The sequence below is a fragment of the Lewinella sp. JB7 genome, assembly GCF_024297185.1.
Classification (GTDB): domain Bacteria; phylum Bacteroidota; class Bacteroidia; order Chitinophagales; family Saprospiraceae; genus Neolewinella.
Map to the genome: position 1 here is coordinate 45,128 of NZ_JANCTD010000003.1, position 14,713 is coordinate 59,840.

14 protein-coding genes are annotated in these 14,713 nt (G+C 59.5%); 5 read left to right on the forward strand and 9 right to left on the reverse strand.

The genetic code is table 11. From position 1 onward, the window contains the following. Position 1 precedes the first annotated feature (1 nt). The 4 genes from NMA52_RS06290 to NMA52_RS06305 are packed head-to-tail and all read left to right on the forward strand — an operon-like array spanning position 2 to position 3,354. Positions 2-670 carry a bifunctional 4-hydroxy-2-oxoglutarate aldolase/2-dehydro-3-deoxy-phosphogluconate aldolase gene (locus NMA52_RS06290; protein ID WP_254826805.1) on the forward strand — a complete coding sequence of 223 codons (669 nt, stop codon included), beginning with the start codon at positions 2-4 and terminating at the stop codon, positions 668-670. Further along, on the forward strand, positions 667-1,650 hold the full coding sequence (locus NMA52_RS06295; RefSeq protein ID WP_254826806.1) for a TRAP transporter substrate-binding protein DctP: 984 nt from the start codon (positions 667-669) through the stop codon (positions 1,648-1,650). Before NMA52_RS06290 ends, NMA52_RS06295 begins: the two co-directional genes overlap by 4 nt. Beyond that, the gene (locus NMA52_RS06300; protein ID WP_254826807.1) at positions 1,640-2,068 is read left to right on the forward strand and encodes a TRAP transporter small permease; all 429 of its coding nucleotides are present in this window, start codon (positions 1,640-1,642) and stop codon (positions 2,066-2,068) included. The genes NMA52_RS06295 and NMA52_RS06300 overlap by 11 nt, the downstream gene beginning before the upstream one ends. After that, complete coding sequence (locus NMA52_RS06305; RefSeq protein WP_254826808.1) at positions 2,068-3,354, forward strand: TRAP transporter large permease; 1,287 nt, start codon at positions 2,068-2,070, stop codon at positions 3,352-3,354. The genes NMA52_RS06300 and NMA52_RS06305 overlap by 1 nt, the downstream gene beginning before the upstream one ends. Before the next feature lie 66 nt (positions 3,355-3,420). Here NMA52_RS06305 and NMA52_RS06310 read toward each other — a convergent pair whose 3' ends face one another. Continuing rightward, positions 3,421-4,113: an SDR family oxidoreductase gene (locus NMA52_RS06310; RefSeq protein WP_254826809.1), complete on the reverse strand. Its 693-nt coding sequence runs from the start codon at positions 4,111-4,113 to the stop codon at positions 3,421-3,423. Between the two features lie 66 nt (positions 4,114-4,179). On the opposite strand from NMA52_RS06310, the gene NMA52_RS06315 reads away from it, so the two are divergent. Beyond that, entirely contained in the window at positions 4,180-4,590 is a 411-nt protein-coding gene (locus NMA52_RS06315) for an OsmC family protein (RefSeq protein ID WP_254826810.1), read from the forward strand. Between the two features lie 247 nt (positions 4,591-4,837). Here NMA52_RS06315 and NMA52_RS06320 read toward each other — a convergent pair whose 3' ends face one another. From NMA52_RS06320 to murD, 8 genes are all read right to left on the reverse strand, one after another. Next, positions 4,838-5,764 (reverse strand): DUF302 domain-containing protein, encoded by a 927-nt coding sequence (locus tag NMA52_RS06320; RefSeq protein ID WP_254826811.1) that lies wholly within the window; start codon positions 5,762-5,764, stop codon positions 4,838-4,840. Positions 5,765-5,954: 190 nt separating this feature from the next. Beyond that, positions 5,955-7,421, reverse strand: a complete 1,467-nt coding sequence (ftsZ, locus tag NMA52_RS06325) for a cell division protein FtsZ (RefSeq protein WP_254826812.1) — start codon at positions 7,419-7,421, stop codon at positions 5,955-5,957. Positions 7,422-7,548: 127 nt separating this feature from the next. Further along, positions 7,549-8,877 carry a cell division protein FtsA gene (gene ftsA / locus NMA52_RS06330; protein WP_254826813.1) on the reverse strand — a complete coding sequence of 443 codons (1,329 nt, stop codon included), beginning with the start codon at positions 8,875-8,877 and terminating at the stop codon, positions 7,549-7,551. A 71-nt stretch (positions 8,878-8,948) separates the two neighbouring features. Next, positions 8,949-9,761 carry a cell division protein FtsQ/DivIB gene (locus NMA52_RS06335; RefSeq protein WP_254826814.1) on the reverse strand — a complete coding sequence of 271 codons (813 nt, stop codon included), beginning with the start codon at positions 9,759-9,761 and terminating at the stop codon, positions 8,949-8,951. Next, positions 9,751-11,136 carry a UDP-N-acetylmuramate--L-alanine ligase gene (gene murC / locus NMA52_RS06340; protein ID WP_254826815.1) on the reverse strand — a complete coding sequence of 462 codons (1,386 nt, stop codon included), beginning with the start codon at positions 11,134-11,136 and terminating at the stop codon, positions 9,751-9,753. Before murC ends, NMA52_RS06335 begins: the two co-directional genes overlap by 11 nt. Continuing rightward, positions 11,123-12,247, reverse strand: coding sequence for an undecaprenyldiphospho-muramoylpentapeptide beta-N-acetylglucosaminyltransferase (gene murG / locus NMA52_RS06345; RefSeq protein WP_254826816.1), 1,125 nt, complete (start codon positions 12,245-12,247; stop codon positions 11,123-11,125). The genes murC and murG overlap by 14 nt, the downstream gene beginning before the upstream one ends. Next, complete coding sequence (locus NMA52_RS06350; protein ID WP_254826817.1) at positions 12,237-13,397, reverse strand: FtsW/RodA/SpoVE family cell cycle protein; 1,161 nt, start codon at positions 13,395-13,397, stop codon at positions 12,237-12,239. Before NMA52_RS06350 ends, murG begins: the two co-directional genes overlap by 11 nt. Further along, positions 13,394-14,713 carry a UDP-N-acetylmuramoyl-L-alanine--D-glutamate ligase gene (murD, locus tag NMA52_RS06355; RefSeq protein WP_254826818.1) on the reverse strand — a complete coding sequence of 440 codons (1,320 nt, stop codon included), beginning with the start codon at positions 14,711-14,713 and terminating at the stop codon, positions 13,394-13,396. The genes NMA52_RS06350 and murD overlap by 4 nt, the downstream gene beginning before the upstream one ends.

A 14,713-nucleotide genomic window follows, 5' to 3' on the forward strand; every position in this document is an offset into this window, starting at 1 on the left:
CATGTCAACTCACTCCCGCCTTCACTGTCTTTCCGTCATTCACGAGCAGGGCGTTATGCCCCTGTTTTACCACAAGGACGCCGCCCTGGGTAAACAGGTCCTGAAGGCCTGCTACGATGCCGGCGGCCGCCTGTTGGAATTTACCAATCGCGGCGATTTCGCCCACGAAACCTTCCGCGAGCTGAATCTCTATGCCCGCCAGGAATTGCCCGATATGGTAATGGGCGTGGGCTCGGTAAACGATGCCGCTACCGCCGCTCTGTACTTACAGCTGGGCGCCAGTTTTATCGTATCGGCGTCGCTGCGGGAAGACGTCGCGGTGGTCTGCAACCGGCGCAAGGTGCCCTACCTGCCCGGCTGCGCTACGCTGAGTGAAATCGGACGCGCGGAAGAACTGGGCTGCGAAATCGTCAAACTCTTCCCCGGCAGCGTCTACGGTCCGGAGTTCATCAAGGCCATCCGCGGTCCCCAACCCTGGACGAGCATCATGCCTACGGGTGGTGTCACTACCGAGCTGGAGAACCTGAAGGGATGGTTCAGCGCCGGTGCCGTCTGCTGCGGTCTCGGCTCTCAGCTCATCGGAAGCAACGTACTGGTTGACCGGGACTTCGCCGGACTGACCACTCAGTTGAAGGAGGCGCTGGCCACGGCCAAATCGCTCCGACAGTGACCCGGATCCTAACGCTCCTCATTCTGGCCGCGGTGGCCGGTTCCTGTGCGGCGGACCAACAGACCAGGGTGTTGCGTCTGTCCCACGGACTGGATACCGGCCACCCGGTTCACCTCGGCATGGTCCGGATGGCCGAATTGCTGGCGGAAAAATCCGGCGGCGATTTAACCATCTCCATCTACCCGAATCAGCAACTCGGTACCGAGCGGCAGTCGCTGGAACTGTTGCAGATCGGCAGTCTGTCCATGACGAAAGTATCGGCGGCCGTTCTCGAGAATTTTTCTCCCGAAGCCACCGTACTTTCTCTGCCCTACCTCTTCCGGAGCCGGGAGCACGTGTACGATTTCGAGGACAGCCCGCTCGGCCGGGAAATACTGATCAGCAGTGAGCCGTTTCGCCTGCGCGGGCTCGTGTATTTTGATGCCGGCCAGCGGTCTTTCTACACCAAGGATCGTCCGGTCCGCACCCCGGAAGATTTGCGGGGGCAAAAGATTCGGGTGCAGCAGAGCGCCACGGCCATCGAAATGGTAAAGGCCCTGGGGGGGTCCCCCACCCCGATCTCCTACGGTGAACTCTACACCGCCCTCCAACAGGGGGTCGTGGACGGTGCCGAGAACAATCCGCCCAGTTTCTACACCAGTCGCCACTACGAGGTCTGCAAGTACTATACCCTGGACGAGCATACCGCGGTACCCGACGTGCTCATCATCGGTACCGAAGCCTGGGAACGGCTAGACCCGCAACAGCAAGCTTGGCTGCAGGAGGCTGCCGACGAAGCGGTCGTGTACCAGCGCAAGCTGTGGCAGGAAGCCGAACAGGAAGCCCTGGATGCCGTAGCGGCGGCCGGGGTTGAGATCATCCGACCGGAGAAAGGACCGTTCATCGAGCAAACGGCGTCGATCCTGGAAGCGTACCGCGATGACCCCGTGATTTATTCGCTCATCGAGCGCATTATAGCAATGGCCCCCCATGAAGAATAAAGTAGACCGCATACTCGGCGGCGTGCTCGTCCTGATGTTAGTAATCATGACCCTCGACGTGCTGTGGGGCGTATTTACCCGCTACGTTATGTCTAACCAGGCTAGCTGGTCCGAAGAACTGGCCCGCTTTCTCCTGATCTGGATCGGCATTCTGGGGGCCGCCTACGCCAGCGGGCAACGCATGCACCTTTCCATTGACCTGCTCAAAAACAAGCCGGTCCGCCTCATCGCCGCCCTCATCATCTTATTCGCCCTGGGGGTCATGGTGGTCGGCGGCACCCGCCTGGTTATGCTGACGGCCGAACTCGGGCAGCGCTCCCCCGCCCTGGGCGTGCCGATGTCCCTCATCTACGCCGTGGTACCCATCAGTGGACTACTCATCATTTTTTACCGTTTCCCGGACCTTAAATCAAGCTGATGGAAGTTGCCATACTCGTCCTCACCTTCGTTGTTCTGATTGGCCTGGGCATGCCGATCGCCTGGTGCATCGGTATCAGTGCTACCGTGACCATGCTGGTCAGCATCCCTACCCTACCGGCGCTCACCACGGTGGCCCAGCAAACGGCTACTGGGCTCGACAGCTTCGGGCTACTCGCCATTCCCTTCTTCATTCTGGCCGGAGAGATCATGAATCGCGGGGGCATTGCCCGCCGGCTCATTGCCTTCGCCCGTTCCCTCGTCGGCAGCCTGCCCGGAGGATTGGCGCACGTCAACATCATGGCCGCCATGCTCTTCGGGGCCATCGCTGGTTCGGCCGCCGCGGCGGCTTCCGCGGTCGGCGGTACGGTCGGAAAAGCCATGACAAAGGAGGGCTACAGTAAGGAGTTTTCGGCCGCCGTCAATATCACGTCCTCGACGACCGGGCTTATCATTCCACCCAGCAACATCCTCATCGTATACAGTCTGGCCAGCGGCGGCGTCTCCATTGCCGCCCTCTTCCTGGCGGGTTACCTCCCCGGTCTCCTGGTCGGCGTGCTGCTGATGATCGTTGCCGCCATTATGGCCAAACGCAAGGGATATACAACCCGGGGTACCTTCTCGGTCCGGGAAGTGGGTCGCAGCTTCATTAGTGCACTGCCCAGTCTCGCGCTGCTGGTTATCGTGATCGGGGGGATCGTCGTGGGCGTGTTCACGGCGACCGAAGCCTCCGCGGCGGCGGTCCTGTACTGCCTGTTGCTCTCCTTCGCTTACGGAGAGGTTACCGTGGCTCAACTCCCTCAGGTGTTCCTGAATGCCGTGGGCACCACCTCCATCGTAATGATCCTGATCGCCACCTCGATCTCCATGTCATGGATCATGGCGTTTGAGAACATTCCCCAGGACATCACCACATTTCTCCTGGCTACGAGCAGCAACCCCATCGTGATCATGATCATCATCAACCTGATCCTGCTTTTCGTGGGGGTATTCATGGACATGACGCCGGCCGTCCTCATTTTCACCCCGATCTTTCTACCGGTAGCGGTTGAGATCGGAATCGATCCGGTGCACTTCGGCATCATCATGATCCTCAATCTGTGTATCGGACTGTGTACGCCCCCAGTCGGTTCCGTACTCTTCATCGGAGTGGGCGTGGCGGGCACCACGATACACAAGGTCGTACGACCGCTGTTACCCTTCTTCGCAGCCATGTTGATCGCCCTACTGATCGTCACTCTCGTACCGGGGCTGAGCACGTGGCTTCCCGCGCAGTTCGGATTTTAGGCAGGGAACGCAGGTGCGGTGTCTACGGAAAAAAGCGATCTTTTCCGGTACCGCCCTCGGTGTTAATTACCACGGCAGGGGCTCCCCGTCCCGGTAAAACCCGCCGCTCGGGCCGTCGTCGTCGAGTTCCGCCGCCCATACGATGCTGCGCGCACCTTCCTCTACGTCGCGGGGGGCGTCGGCGCCACCCATGTCGGTCCGGGTCCAGCCCGGACAAACGGCATTGACGAGGATCTTGTCCTTACGTACGTCCGCGGCCAGTTTGACGGTCAGCATATTGAGCGCGGCCTTCGTCACGGCGTAGGCCGGCGTACCGGGCCAGCTCTCCACGAAGGACCCGCTGGCACTGGACACGTTGACGATGCGCCCCCCACCCCCCTTCCGGAGTAATGGATAGAGGGCTTTACTAAGCTTCCACGGCCCCAGGGCATTGACCTGCCAGGCTTCGTTCACGATGCCGAAGTCGGCCGTCAGTGTCGATTGATGCGTGTCGTAATGGATGCCCGCGTTATTGATCAGTACGTCGATGGTTCCGAACCGCTCTCGCAGGTACTGTACACACTCGTTTATACTCTGGCTGTCGGCAACGTCTAGTTGGTGAAAACTAACGTCGAGCCCCCCCTGCTGAAGTAGGCGAGCGGCTTCTTCTCCACTATCCGACCGACTGGTAAGAATCACCCGGTACCCCCGGCCGGCGAGTTGTCGGACGACCTCATGGCCCAGTCCGCGGTTAGCACCCGTTACTACGGCAATTTTCATGACGGCAAGGTAAGCGGTCTGAACAAATCCCGCGCCCGCCCGGTAAGCAACTGTAAAACACACTACATGAAACGTACTGCAATTGCCGTTTGGAAAGGATCCGGAAAAGAAGGCTCCGGCCACCTGAGCACCAAGAGCGGGGTCCTGGAACAAACGCCCTATTCCTACAAAAGCCGCTTCGAGGAAGGAAAGGGAACCAACCCGGAAGAGCTCATCGCCGCCGCCCACTCCGGCTGCTTCACCATGGCCCTTACCTTCAAACTCGGCGAAGCCGGTTACGAAGCTACCGAGTTACATACCGACTGCTCCGTAGATTTCCAGAACCAGACCATCGTCGAAAGTCACCTCAAGGTGCGTGCCCGCGTAGACGGCATCGATGAAGACGAATTCGACAAGATCATCACCGACGCCAAGGAAAATTGCCCCATTTCTAAGGTACTCGACACGAACATCACGCTCGAGTACACCCTGAACTAAGTCCCGGTACCGCGTTACCGACCTAGATGAAGAAGAAAGCCCCCCGCCAGTGTTGACGGGGGGCTTTTACATATCCCGGCGTCCGAAAACGACGGGATTTTAATAACAGTAAAATTTTACAGGCAATAGAAAGAATAATACACGACACTGGCGAGGGCCGCATGGCAGCACGTCGCCTCTAATAGAGTTTACACACTTATTCATGTCGGCACCCGCAACGGATGTTCGAAGACCAGTCGGAGACGAACTACAGACCTACCGCCGTCCGGGCCAGGGAATTCAGTGCTTCCCGGATCGTGGCCAGTTCGGGGGTGTCCGCGGCGATCCCGTGGCGATCGGCCAGGTAGTAAGGATCGTTGTAGGCCACCGTTACGTTGTCGTTGTCCAGCGCATAGACCAGCATCTTCTGGGGCAGATCGATTCCGATGCTCCGCTCCTCCCGGAGGAGGGGCGTACCCAACTGCGGATTACCGAATACGATGAGCCGAATAGCGGGAAGCTCCAGGCCCGCTGAAGCCGCATTCGCCTGGTGATCGACCTCCGCGATGATGCTGAGTTGAGCGTTGCCCACGATCGCGGCGCGCAGATTTGCGTACACACTATCGACCGAGCCACTCACGGTGATGTCCATTACTCCTTCGTTCCGCTCGACGTCATTGTCCGGCGCGTTGACGACATTGTCGTTACCCACCCCGGCGGCCAGACCCCCGAGAGCGTCCCGCATATCGTCAAGCGTAGCTGCTTCCGCCACCCCGTGACGATTGGCCAGGTACTCGACGGTGTTGTAGGCCAGTATGACGTCCTCATCATCCGCTTCGTAAACCAGCATTTTCTGTGGCAAATCAAGTCCCGCCTGCGGGTTGATCTGCATGAGCGGAGTACCCAGGCGGGGGTTGCCGAACAGGACCGTGCGCGTAGGTCGCAGGGAGGAACCCACCGACTGTGCGTTGGCCGCATGATCGACCTGCGCCACCAGGGATACGGCGGAATTAGCGTTGAGGGTCAGGATTAGTTCGTCGTAGATCGCTGCAAAGTCTCCCCCCTCCGCCTCGACGTAATTGAGGCCCGTGACGTCATTCGGTTCGTTGTTATTGATCAGATTGGGGAGCTTGTCTTCCCCGCAGGCAAGAAACAAGGGGAGAAGAAGTCCCAGGAGGGGAATACGTGATTTCATAATGTTGGTTACTTGGTGTTCTTCTACAAAAGACTCTCCCCAACACATGTTCGGACAAAAAAAATGCGGGCAGCGGGATTGACCCCCCACTACCCGCCTCCAAAGCTAAAATGGTGTGAATTGCTAAGGCTGATGCGTAGAAGCACCAGCTTTAACACGGATATAAAGACTCAAAAAAGTTAACTGGTAGTTAATCGACGTTGTCGTGCAGGAAGGAGTTGTTCCGACGCAGGGGCATTTCCTCATCGTCGTTAATACTCCACCGGCTCATTTCATTCTGATCGCTCGGCTTAACGTTGTCCAGCGAGATGTTCCGACGCAGGTAGGCGGGCTGGCTCTCCAGTTCGTTCACCACCTTCGGGTTGCTGAGCTTGGGCAGTTCGCTGCGTTGGCGGAGGGCTTCCCGGCGCTCCCGGTCGCGGAGTTCCATCTCCCGACGCTGGGCTTCCCGCCGGGCATCCTCTTCCTCCTGCATGAAACTCTGGGTAAAGCTGCCGCTGTCGCGACGACGGGCCCGCAGGCGCGCCTTGGCCTCCTCCATATCCTCGAACTCTACCGTACGTGAATTGGACTTACCGTAGCCCACCGGATCTTCTTCGCCGGTGATTTCCTCCAGCGAAGCCCGGCGTTGCTTTTCACGCTTGTCCTCGTCGAGGTGGACGACTTCCCGCTCGGGCGCCACGTTGCGGTTGGCGGCTTTCCGGTTCCCGAATCCGGTGGCGATGACGGTTACGCTGATGTGCTCGCCCAGGGACTCATCAAAGCAGTTACCCCAGATCAGGTCGGTACCGTAGCCGGCTTCTTCCTGTACGAACTCGGTAATCTCGAAGATCTCGTCCATGGTGACCTCCCGGGTACCACTGGTGATGTTGAGGAGGATGTGGTTGGCACCCCGGATGTCGTTGTCTTCCAGCAGCGGACTGTGCAGGGCCTGGTCGACGGCCACGCGGGCACGGTCGTCTCCTTCGGCCTTAGCGGTTCCCATAATGGCTACGCCGCTGTCGCGCATGACCGTATTAACGTCTTCGAAGTCAACGTTCACGTAACCGGCTACCGTGATGATCTCGGCGATACCCTTGGCCGCGGTGGTCAGGATATTATCAGCCTTGGAGAAGGCCTCGCTGAGGTTCAGGTTGCCGTGGATCTGGCGGAGCTTATCGTTGGAGACCACGATCAGGGTATCCACGTTGTCCTTTAGTTCCTGCAGGCCCTCCATACCGTTATTGGCACGGCGACGTCCCTCGAAGGTAAAGGGCAGCGTCACGATACCCACGGTAAGGATGTTCATTTCCCGCGCCGTGCGGGCGATGATCGGAGCAGCCCCCGTTCCGGTTCCACCGCCCATTCCGGCGGTTACGAAGAGCATGCGGCAATTGTTGTGGAGGTACTTCTTTACTTCCTCCACGCTTTCTTCGCAGGCAAGCTTACCTACGTTCGGCTTCGAGCCGGCTCCCCGGCCTTCGGTCAGGTTGGGGCCGAGTTGAATCTTGGTGGGCACGGGGCTGAGCTCCATGGCCTGGTGATCCGTATTGCAAATGGCGAAGTCGACGCCGATGATGCCCTGCTGGTACATATTGTTGACGGCATTGCTCCCGCCTCCGCCGACGCCGATCACTTTGATGATGGGAGATTCTCCCTGTGGAAAGTCGATAGTCATGATTGGTATATTGTATCTCGAACGGCGGTATGCGGTGGATGCTGGTTAGTCGCTACCGCCCCGAGGAATGATCTGATTTGAGTGATGATGCTGCCGTTGCAGCTTTGGATAGAAACGTGAGGTGGAATTAGAAGTCGCGGTCGGGCTCGGCCTCGAACCATTCCTTCGTGCGGCGGAAGACGTTGTCGAACCAACTGGGACCGTTGGCCTCTTCCTTAATCTGTTCCTCCAGTTCCACTTCCGTGACGGGTTCCTCCTTCTTGACGGGAGCGGGCTTGACCCGGCCGGCGTCGATGTCGGCAAATCCCTGCAACAGTAAGCCCACCCCGGTGGCGTAGATGGGGCTGGTCAGCCGTTCGGTGTATCCGTGGGCCAGGTGCTCGACGGGCGATCCGATTCGGGCACTCAGGCCGGTATGCAGCATGGTGAGCTTGTCGAAGTCGCGCAGCAGGGCTCCGCCGCCGGTCAGCACGATGCCGCCGATCAACTGGTTGCCGTCGAAGCCGGCCCGGCGGATCTCCCACAGCACGTGGTCGAGGATTTCCTCGGCCCGGGCCTGGATGATGAGGGCCAGGTTCTTCTCGCTGATCTCCTTGGGTTCGCGGCCGCGGAGTCCCGGGATCACGATCACCCGGTTCTCGTATACCTCACTGGCCAGGGCACTACCGTAGTTCACCTTGAGCTTCTCCGCGTGCTCTTCCATGACGGTGCAGCCCGCCTTGATGTCCTTCGTGATGACGTGACCGCCGAAGGGAATGACCGCGGTGTGGCGGATGATTCCCTCCTGAAAAATCGTAATGTCCGTCGTACCTCCTCCGATATCGACCAGCGCTACGCCGGCGTACTTTTCGTCGTCGTACAGTACGGAGGCCGCGCTGGCGATGGGCTCCAAGGTTACGTTAGCCATCCGCAGCCCCGCCCGCTCCACGCAGCGGTTGATGTTGTTACTGGCCGTGATCTGACCGGTGATGATGTGAAAATTCGCCTCGAGCTTCGAGCCCGACATACCGATGGGATCGACGATCCCCTGTTCGTTGTCTACGGTGTACTCCTGGGGAATGACGTGGAGAATTTTGTCTCCCGGAGGCAGTACTAGTTTGTGCATGTCCGCAACCAGCCGATCGATGTCACGCTGTCCGATCTCCGAATGGGAGTTATCGCGCATGAGCATCCCCCGGTGCTGGAGACTCTTGATGTGCTGGCCGGCGATCCCGACGTGCACCGTCTCGATGGCTTGCCCGCTGGCCTGTTCGGCCAGTCGGCGCGCCTCGGTGATGGCCCGGACCGTCTTCTCGATGTTGGAGACGACGCCGCGCATGACGCCCTCCGATTCGACCTTCCCGGTACCGAGAATTTCCACCCGCCCGTGCTCGTCGCGTCTGCCGACGAGGGCGCAAACTTTGGTGGTGCCGATGTCGAGTGCGGCAATGGTTTGTAATTGAGTGGTATCAGTCATTATATCCAAAGGTTTAAAAAAGTGAGGGAGCGGCCAGGGTCATTGCCCGCTACCATGAATGTGTGGTATTGTCAGACTTTTTTAGCGACTACCTGATCGGCGTAGCGTAAGTCAAAGCTCCGGTACTTCCTCCACCCCTCGTAGGGAAGTCCTTCGCGGTAAAATATTTTGAGTCGCTCGAGCCGCGACGGGGTAACCTCTTCGTCAAAGCGCCCAAGATAAACGACCTGGTCGCCAATTTTCGGGGCAAGTACTAATTCCCCCGTGGCCGTAACGTTGATCTGTTCGATGAGGGCCGCCAGGAAGGGATCCTGACGTAGAAATTGGCCGAGTGCCATGAGTTGCGACAGCTGATGTCGTGCATCTTTCCGGTAGTCGTCCGACCAGGCAACCACGTGGCCCGTTACGACCGGCACGCGCACCGTGTAGTTAGCACTCAGCGGCAGCCGTACGCCTTCCCGGTCCAGGTAGTAATTCTGCCCGTTGTCGGCGATAATTCGCAGCAAGGGTACGCGCTGGTCCACCGTGATGTTGAGGACCATATCGGCGTCTACGTAGGCCTCGGCGTCTCCGACGAATGCCTGCTGTTCGAGTACGCTCTCCACCCGCTCGATGTCGATGTCGGAAAGCTTGAGCTGGTCGAGGGGCTTGGTAAAACTGGCACTCAGCAGCTCCAGTAATTCTTCCGCCTCCACGAGATTGGCGTTCTCGGCCAGGGGCACGACGACGGGCCGTACGGCCACGATGTGCGCCGCCTCCCGTTCGGTAATGGCCGAGATCGCCAGTACCGCCACGCCGAGGGCCACGAAGATCCATCCGTACAGCCGGGTGAGGACGAACACCCCGGCCAGGAAACGGCCGAACATACCGGATTTAGTTGCCATAGTGCAGTGATTTTGTACGGTGCTGGGCGACTACCCGCGGTACGAGCGCGTCGATGTCACCCGCTCCGAGCAACAGCAACACCCCGTCCTTAAGTTCCGCCGTCCACTCCAACATTTGGGTGTCGGTGAGCAACCGTCGTTTTTCGTTCTTCATCAGGCCGTAGACCAACTGGCTGGTCACCCCGGGAATGGGTTCTTCCCGGGCCGGGTAGATGGGTATGATGATCGCCTCGTCTAACAAATCCAGTGCCCTGGCGAAGCCGGGAGCGAAGTCCTGGGTCCGGCTGTACAGGTGAGGCTGAAATACCCCCCGGATGGTGCGGTTCGGGTACAGTTCGCGGGCCGCCGTGATCGCCGCCCGCAACTCCGTCGGGTGATGGGCGTAATCGTCGATCACCACCAGATTCCCCGACTTCAGTACCGTTTCGAACCGGCGGGCGATGCCGTGAAAGTTGGCCAGCCCCTCCCGGAGATGTTCCTCCTGACCGCCCGCCAGGCGGGTGACCGCGCAGGCCGCGACCGCGTTTTCCACGTTGTGGCGGCCGGGCAGGGCCGTGCGTAGATTCTGAATCAGGTGACCGTCGGGCTCCCGCAGATCGAAGTGAAAGGCTCCGTCCTCCACGCGAATATTATGGGCGCAGAAATCTCCCGTTCCGATACCGAAGGTCGAAATCATCACTTCTTCTAAATCGGTAAAATGCTCGGCAACGTCGTAACGTACTACCAGTTGCCCCCCGGGCTTGATCTGGCGGGCGTATGCCCGAAAACCGGTCTCCAGCATTTGCTTATGGTCGCCGTAGATGTCCAGGTGATCGGGGTCGGTAGACAGGATCACCGCGATCTCCGGCGTGAGGCGCAGAAAACTCCGGTCGTACTCATCGGCTTCGACGACCACCCAGTCGCTTTCCCCGTGTACGTAGTTGCCGTCGAAGTCCCGGGCGATCCCTCCGAGGAAAGCGGACGGGTCGAGCCCGGCCGTCATCATCAGGTAAGTCGTAATGGTGGTCGTGGTGGTCTTCCCGTGGGTGCCCGCGACACCCACGCACTGCATGTGACGACTGATGAGGCCCAGCACCTCCGACCGCTTCATCACTGTGTAGCCTCCAGCGGTCACGTGGATTAACTCCGGAAAGGTCTTCGGCACGGCGGGAGTGTACACGATCAGCAGATCGTCGGCCGGCGGGGGAATTTGCTCCGGCCGCGCGCTGTAGTGAACAGCTATGCCCTCCCGCTCCAGCGTCCGGGTAAGCACGGTCGGTGTCTTATCGTAGCCGGAAACCTCCAGACCCCGCATGGCGAAGTAACGGGCAATGGCCGACATACCGATGCCGCCGATTCCGATAAAGTATACCCGCTTGAGGTCAGACAGTTGCATGAACGGTGGCTTGGTTGGGGGTGGATATAAGGTTAAGGACTTCTTCGGCAATGCGGGTAACGGCACCGGGCATCGCTAATTTCCGGGCGTTCGCGGAGAGGCGCTCACGACGGTGCCCATCATCCAGTAAGGAATAGACTTCGGGTACCAATCGTTCGGTCACGGAGTCATCGGAAACCAGGACGGCGGCATCTTCCCTGGTCAGCGCTTCCGCATTTTTTGTCTGGTGATCTTCGGCCACCCAGGGGGAGGGCACCAAGATGGTGGGCTTACCCAGGTATTCGATCTCCGCGATGGTCGTCGAGCCGGCGCGTCCGATGACCACGGTTGCCTCGGCATACGCCTGGTCCATCTGGTCGAGGAATGCCGTGAGGTGCACGTTCGGCAGGGCCGCCGTAGCGGAACCCTCGTAGGTAGCCAGGTAGTGCTTGCCGCACTGCCATACCCACTGGACCTGCGGCCGCGCCTTGATGAGTTCGGTACTGCCCGCCATGGCTTCGTTGAGTGATCGGGCCCCTCCCGATCCGCCCATCAGCAGTACGGTTTGACGCTGCGTCGTACGCTTACGCGCCAGGTCCAGCGAGCGATCCAGCAGTTGTTGCCGAACCGGGTTGCCCGTAATGACGAGCTTGTGTTTCGGAAAGAACCGCCCCATACCGGCAAATGCGACGCAAATTTTGTCCACCCGCCCGGCTAACCACTTGTTTGCCAACCCGGCAAAGGCATTAGGCTCCTGGATCAGCGTCGGGATGCCCATTTGTGCCGCGGCGTACAGAATGGGTGCTCCCGCGTACCCGCCCGTCCCCACCACGGCGTCCGGCCGGAAGTCCCGCAGGATCTGCCGCGAACGGAACAGACTGCTCAGCACCTTCACCGGAAAGGCCAGGTTATCGAGCGTAAACCGTCGCTGCAACCCACTGATCCACAGCCCCTCGATGGGGTAACCGGCCGCCGGCACCTTCTCCATTTCCATGCGACCCTTCGCTCCGACGAATAGGAATTCCGCATCCGGACGAAGGCGCTTCAGCTCGTCGGCGATGGCGATGGCGGGGAAGATGTGTCCACCCGTGCCCCCTCCGCTTATGATGAATCGGGGTGCGCTAGCTTTCATCGGCGGTCACGGCTTCTATGTACTTCGATACCGACATCAGGATGCCCAGGGAAATACAGGTGAATAATGTGCTCGTACCCCCCATACTGATCAGCGGTAGGGTCAGGCCGGTTACGGGGAGCAGGTCAAGATTGACCGCAATGTTAAGAAAAGCCTGGAGGAGTAAGGACAGGCCCAGTCCGAAGGCCACCATGGCGCCGAAGGCTTTACTACTTCGGGTGACCAATCGAATCACGCGAATGAACAGCAGCAGATAGATACCGATGATGAGAATGCCGCCCACGGCCCCGTACTCCTCCACGATGATGCTGTAGATGAAGTCGGACTGCGCACTGTACAGCGTGTGCCGTTGGGTGGAGTTTCCCGGTCCTACGCCGACGACGCCGCCGTTAGCGATCGCGATCATCGCCCCGGTAATCTGCCGCCGGTCGTCTACTTTGGCGGCGGCCGGATTGAAGTACGTTTCGATGCGTTTCTCCCAGGTCGCGGCCCGCGGTACTAAGTTGGGGTACTTAGCCCCCACCATCACCAGAATACTGAAGACACTAATGCCCAGCAGGATCAGCATGATGATGTACTGCAGGGCCACCCGCCCCACCACCATCATCAGGATGCAGATCACGAACAACATGATGGCCGAGGATAGGTCACTCAGGGCGATGAGCAAGCAGATGCCGAGCACCGGCAGAATGATCGGTACAAAGGCTTCCTTGAAGTCCTTGATCACGTCCTGCTTAGACCCGATGGATCGGGCCACGAACAAGATGAGCGCGAGTTTGGCAAAGTCGGAACTCTGAAAGGTCAGTCCGATGCCCGGCACGGTCAGCCAGCGCCGCGCGCCGTTGATGTCGGTACCGAACACCTGCGTCAGCAACAGCAATACGATGGCCATGACCAGCATGGAGGGCGCCCAGCGAGAGTACTTCGTGTAGGCCAGTAAGTGACCGATGTACACCACGACCAATCCAAATCCGAGGATCACGCCGTGCTTTATGATGTAACCGCTGACCGCCCCACCCGAATTCCGGTAGGCCAGGTTCGCCACCGCACTGTATACCGCGACCATGGATACCAGCGACAGGACGAAGATGATCGCCCACAGTACACGGTCTCCCCGCAACTCGGTCGCTATGCGCGTGGAAAGATTCATGCGGTCAGGGTTTTGACGTAGTGACGAAACTGGTCGCCGCGATCTACGTAGTTTTTGAAGAGATCGAAACTTGCGCAGGCCGGACTCAGCAGGATGCGGTCGCCCGGTTCGGCCACCTCCCGTGCCAGGCGAACGGCTTCCTCGGCACTCCTCGCTTCGCGGATCCGTCCGATGTAGGGAGTAAAGGCTTCGATGATTTTTTGATTATCCACACCCATACATATGAGCGTGTGCACTTTACCGGCAATGACCTCTTGTAGTACGTCGTACACATTCCCTTTATCGGTGCCACCGGCGATCCACACGGTTGGTCCGTCCATAGCCTCCAGGGCGAAGTAGGCGCTGTCGACGTTCGTGGCTTTGCTGTCGTTGATCCAGGTACGTCCGTCGGTCGTCGGTATCACCTCCATGCGGTGGGGCGCGGGGTGAAAACTGCTCAGGGCTTGCCGGATATCTTGTTCCTCTACGCCCAACAGGAGGGCGATGCGCACGGCGAACAGGGCATTCATGGCGTTGTGACGACCGTGGAGCTGGCCAGCGGACAGGTCAAACTTCCGGTCCCCTACCCGGATAACGCGTCCGTCCACTTCCCCGCGGGGATCGATGAGGGTAACGGCGGCGTGGACGGGGTTGCGGCGGCGCGCGGGAGCAATGGTTTCCGGATCGTCCAGTAAAAGCAGGTGATCGTCCGACCGCTGGTTCATGGCGATGCGGAACTTACTGTCCGCATACTTTTCCAGCGAATAACCGTAACGATCGAGGTGATCGGGGGTGATGTTCAGGATGGCGGCAATGGAGGGACGGAAGTCCACGATACCGTCCAGTTGAAAGCTGCTGAGTTCCAGGACGTACACGTCCTGGACGGGATGATCCACCAGCAGGCGGGCGAGACTATCGCCTAGATTTCCGCCGGCCAGGGCACGGATCCCCGCACTCTCCAGCAGGTGGTGGGTCAGCATGGTGGTCGTAGTCTTACCGTTACTGCCGGTGATGCCCACGATACGTGCGTTAGGGTCGAGGTAGCGGGCGGCAAACTCAATCTCGGAGATCACGGGAATGCCGGCCTGCCGCAGGTCACGGATCAGGGGTACGGTATCGGGGATGCCGGGGCTTTTGACCACCTCGTCGGCCCGCAGAATCTCCTCCCGGCTGTGCCCGCCGGTTTCAAACTCGATACCGGTCTCCCTAAGTTCTTCCAGGAACTTCGGACTGCCCGCTCCACCGTCGCTGACGAACACCCGGTAGCCCGCGCGCTGCCCGAGGCGGGCGGCACTTGCTCCGGATTCTCCGGCACCGAGTATGACGAGGCGTTTCAC

Bases quoted from the DNA above. Each gene is read 5' to 3' on its own strand.
- NMA52_RS06305 (WP_254826808.1), top strand. From the start codon at position 2,068: ATGGAAGTTGCCATACTCGTCCTCACCTTCGTTGTTCTGATTGGCCTG.
- murC (WP_254826815.1), bottom strand. From the start codon at position 11,136: ATGCAACTGTCTGACCTCAAGCGGGTATACTTTATCGGAATCGGCGGC.
- NMA52_RS06335 (WP_254826814.1), bottom strand. From the start codon at position 9,761: ATGGCAACTAAATCCGGTATGTTCGGCCGTTTCCTGGCCGGGGTGTTC.
- murG (WP_254826816.1), bottom strand. From the start codon at position 12,247: ATGAAAGCTAGCGCACCCCGATTCATCATAAGCGGAGGGGGCACGGGT.
- NMA52_RS06320 (WP_254826811.1), bottom strand. From the start codon at position 5,764: ATGAAATCACGTATTCCCCTCCTGGGACTTCTTCTCCCCTTGTTTCTT.
- NMA52_RS06350 (WP_254826817.1), bottom strand. From the start codon at position 13,397: ATGAATCTTTCCACGCGCATAGCGACCGAGTTGCGGGGAGACCGTGTA.
- ftsA (WP_254826813.1), bottom strand. From the start codon at position 8,877: ATGACTGATACCACTCAATTACAAACCATTGCCGCACTCGACATCGGC.
- ftsZ (WP_254826812.1), bottom strand. From the start codon at position 7,421: ATGACTATCGACTTTCCACAGGGAGAATCTCCCATCATCAAAGTGATC.
- NMA52_RS06290 (WP_254826805.1), top strand. From the start codon at position 2: ATGTCAACTCACTCCCGCCTTCACTGTCTTTCCGTCATTCACGAGCAG.
- NMA52_RS06300 (WP_254826807.1), top strand. From the start codon at position 1,640: ATGAAGAATAAAGTAGACCGCATACTCGGCGGCGTGCTCGTCCTGATG.
- NMA52_RS06315 (WP_254826810.1), top strand. From the start codon at position 4,180: ATGAAACGTACTGCAATTGCCGTTTGGAAAGGATCCGGAAAAGAAGGC.
- NMA52_RS06310 (WP_254826809.1), bottom strand. From the start codon at position 4,113: ATGAAAATTGCCGTAGTAACGGGTGCTAACCGCGGACTGGGCCATGAG.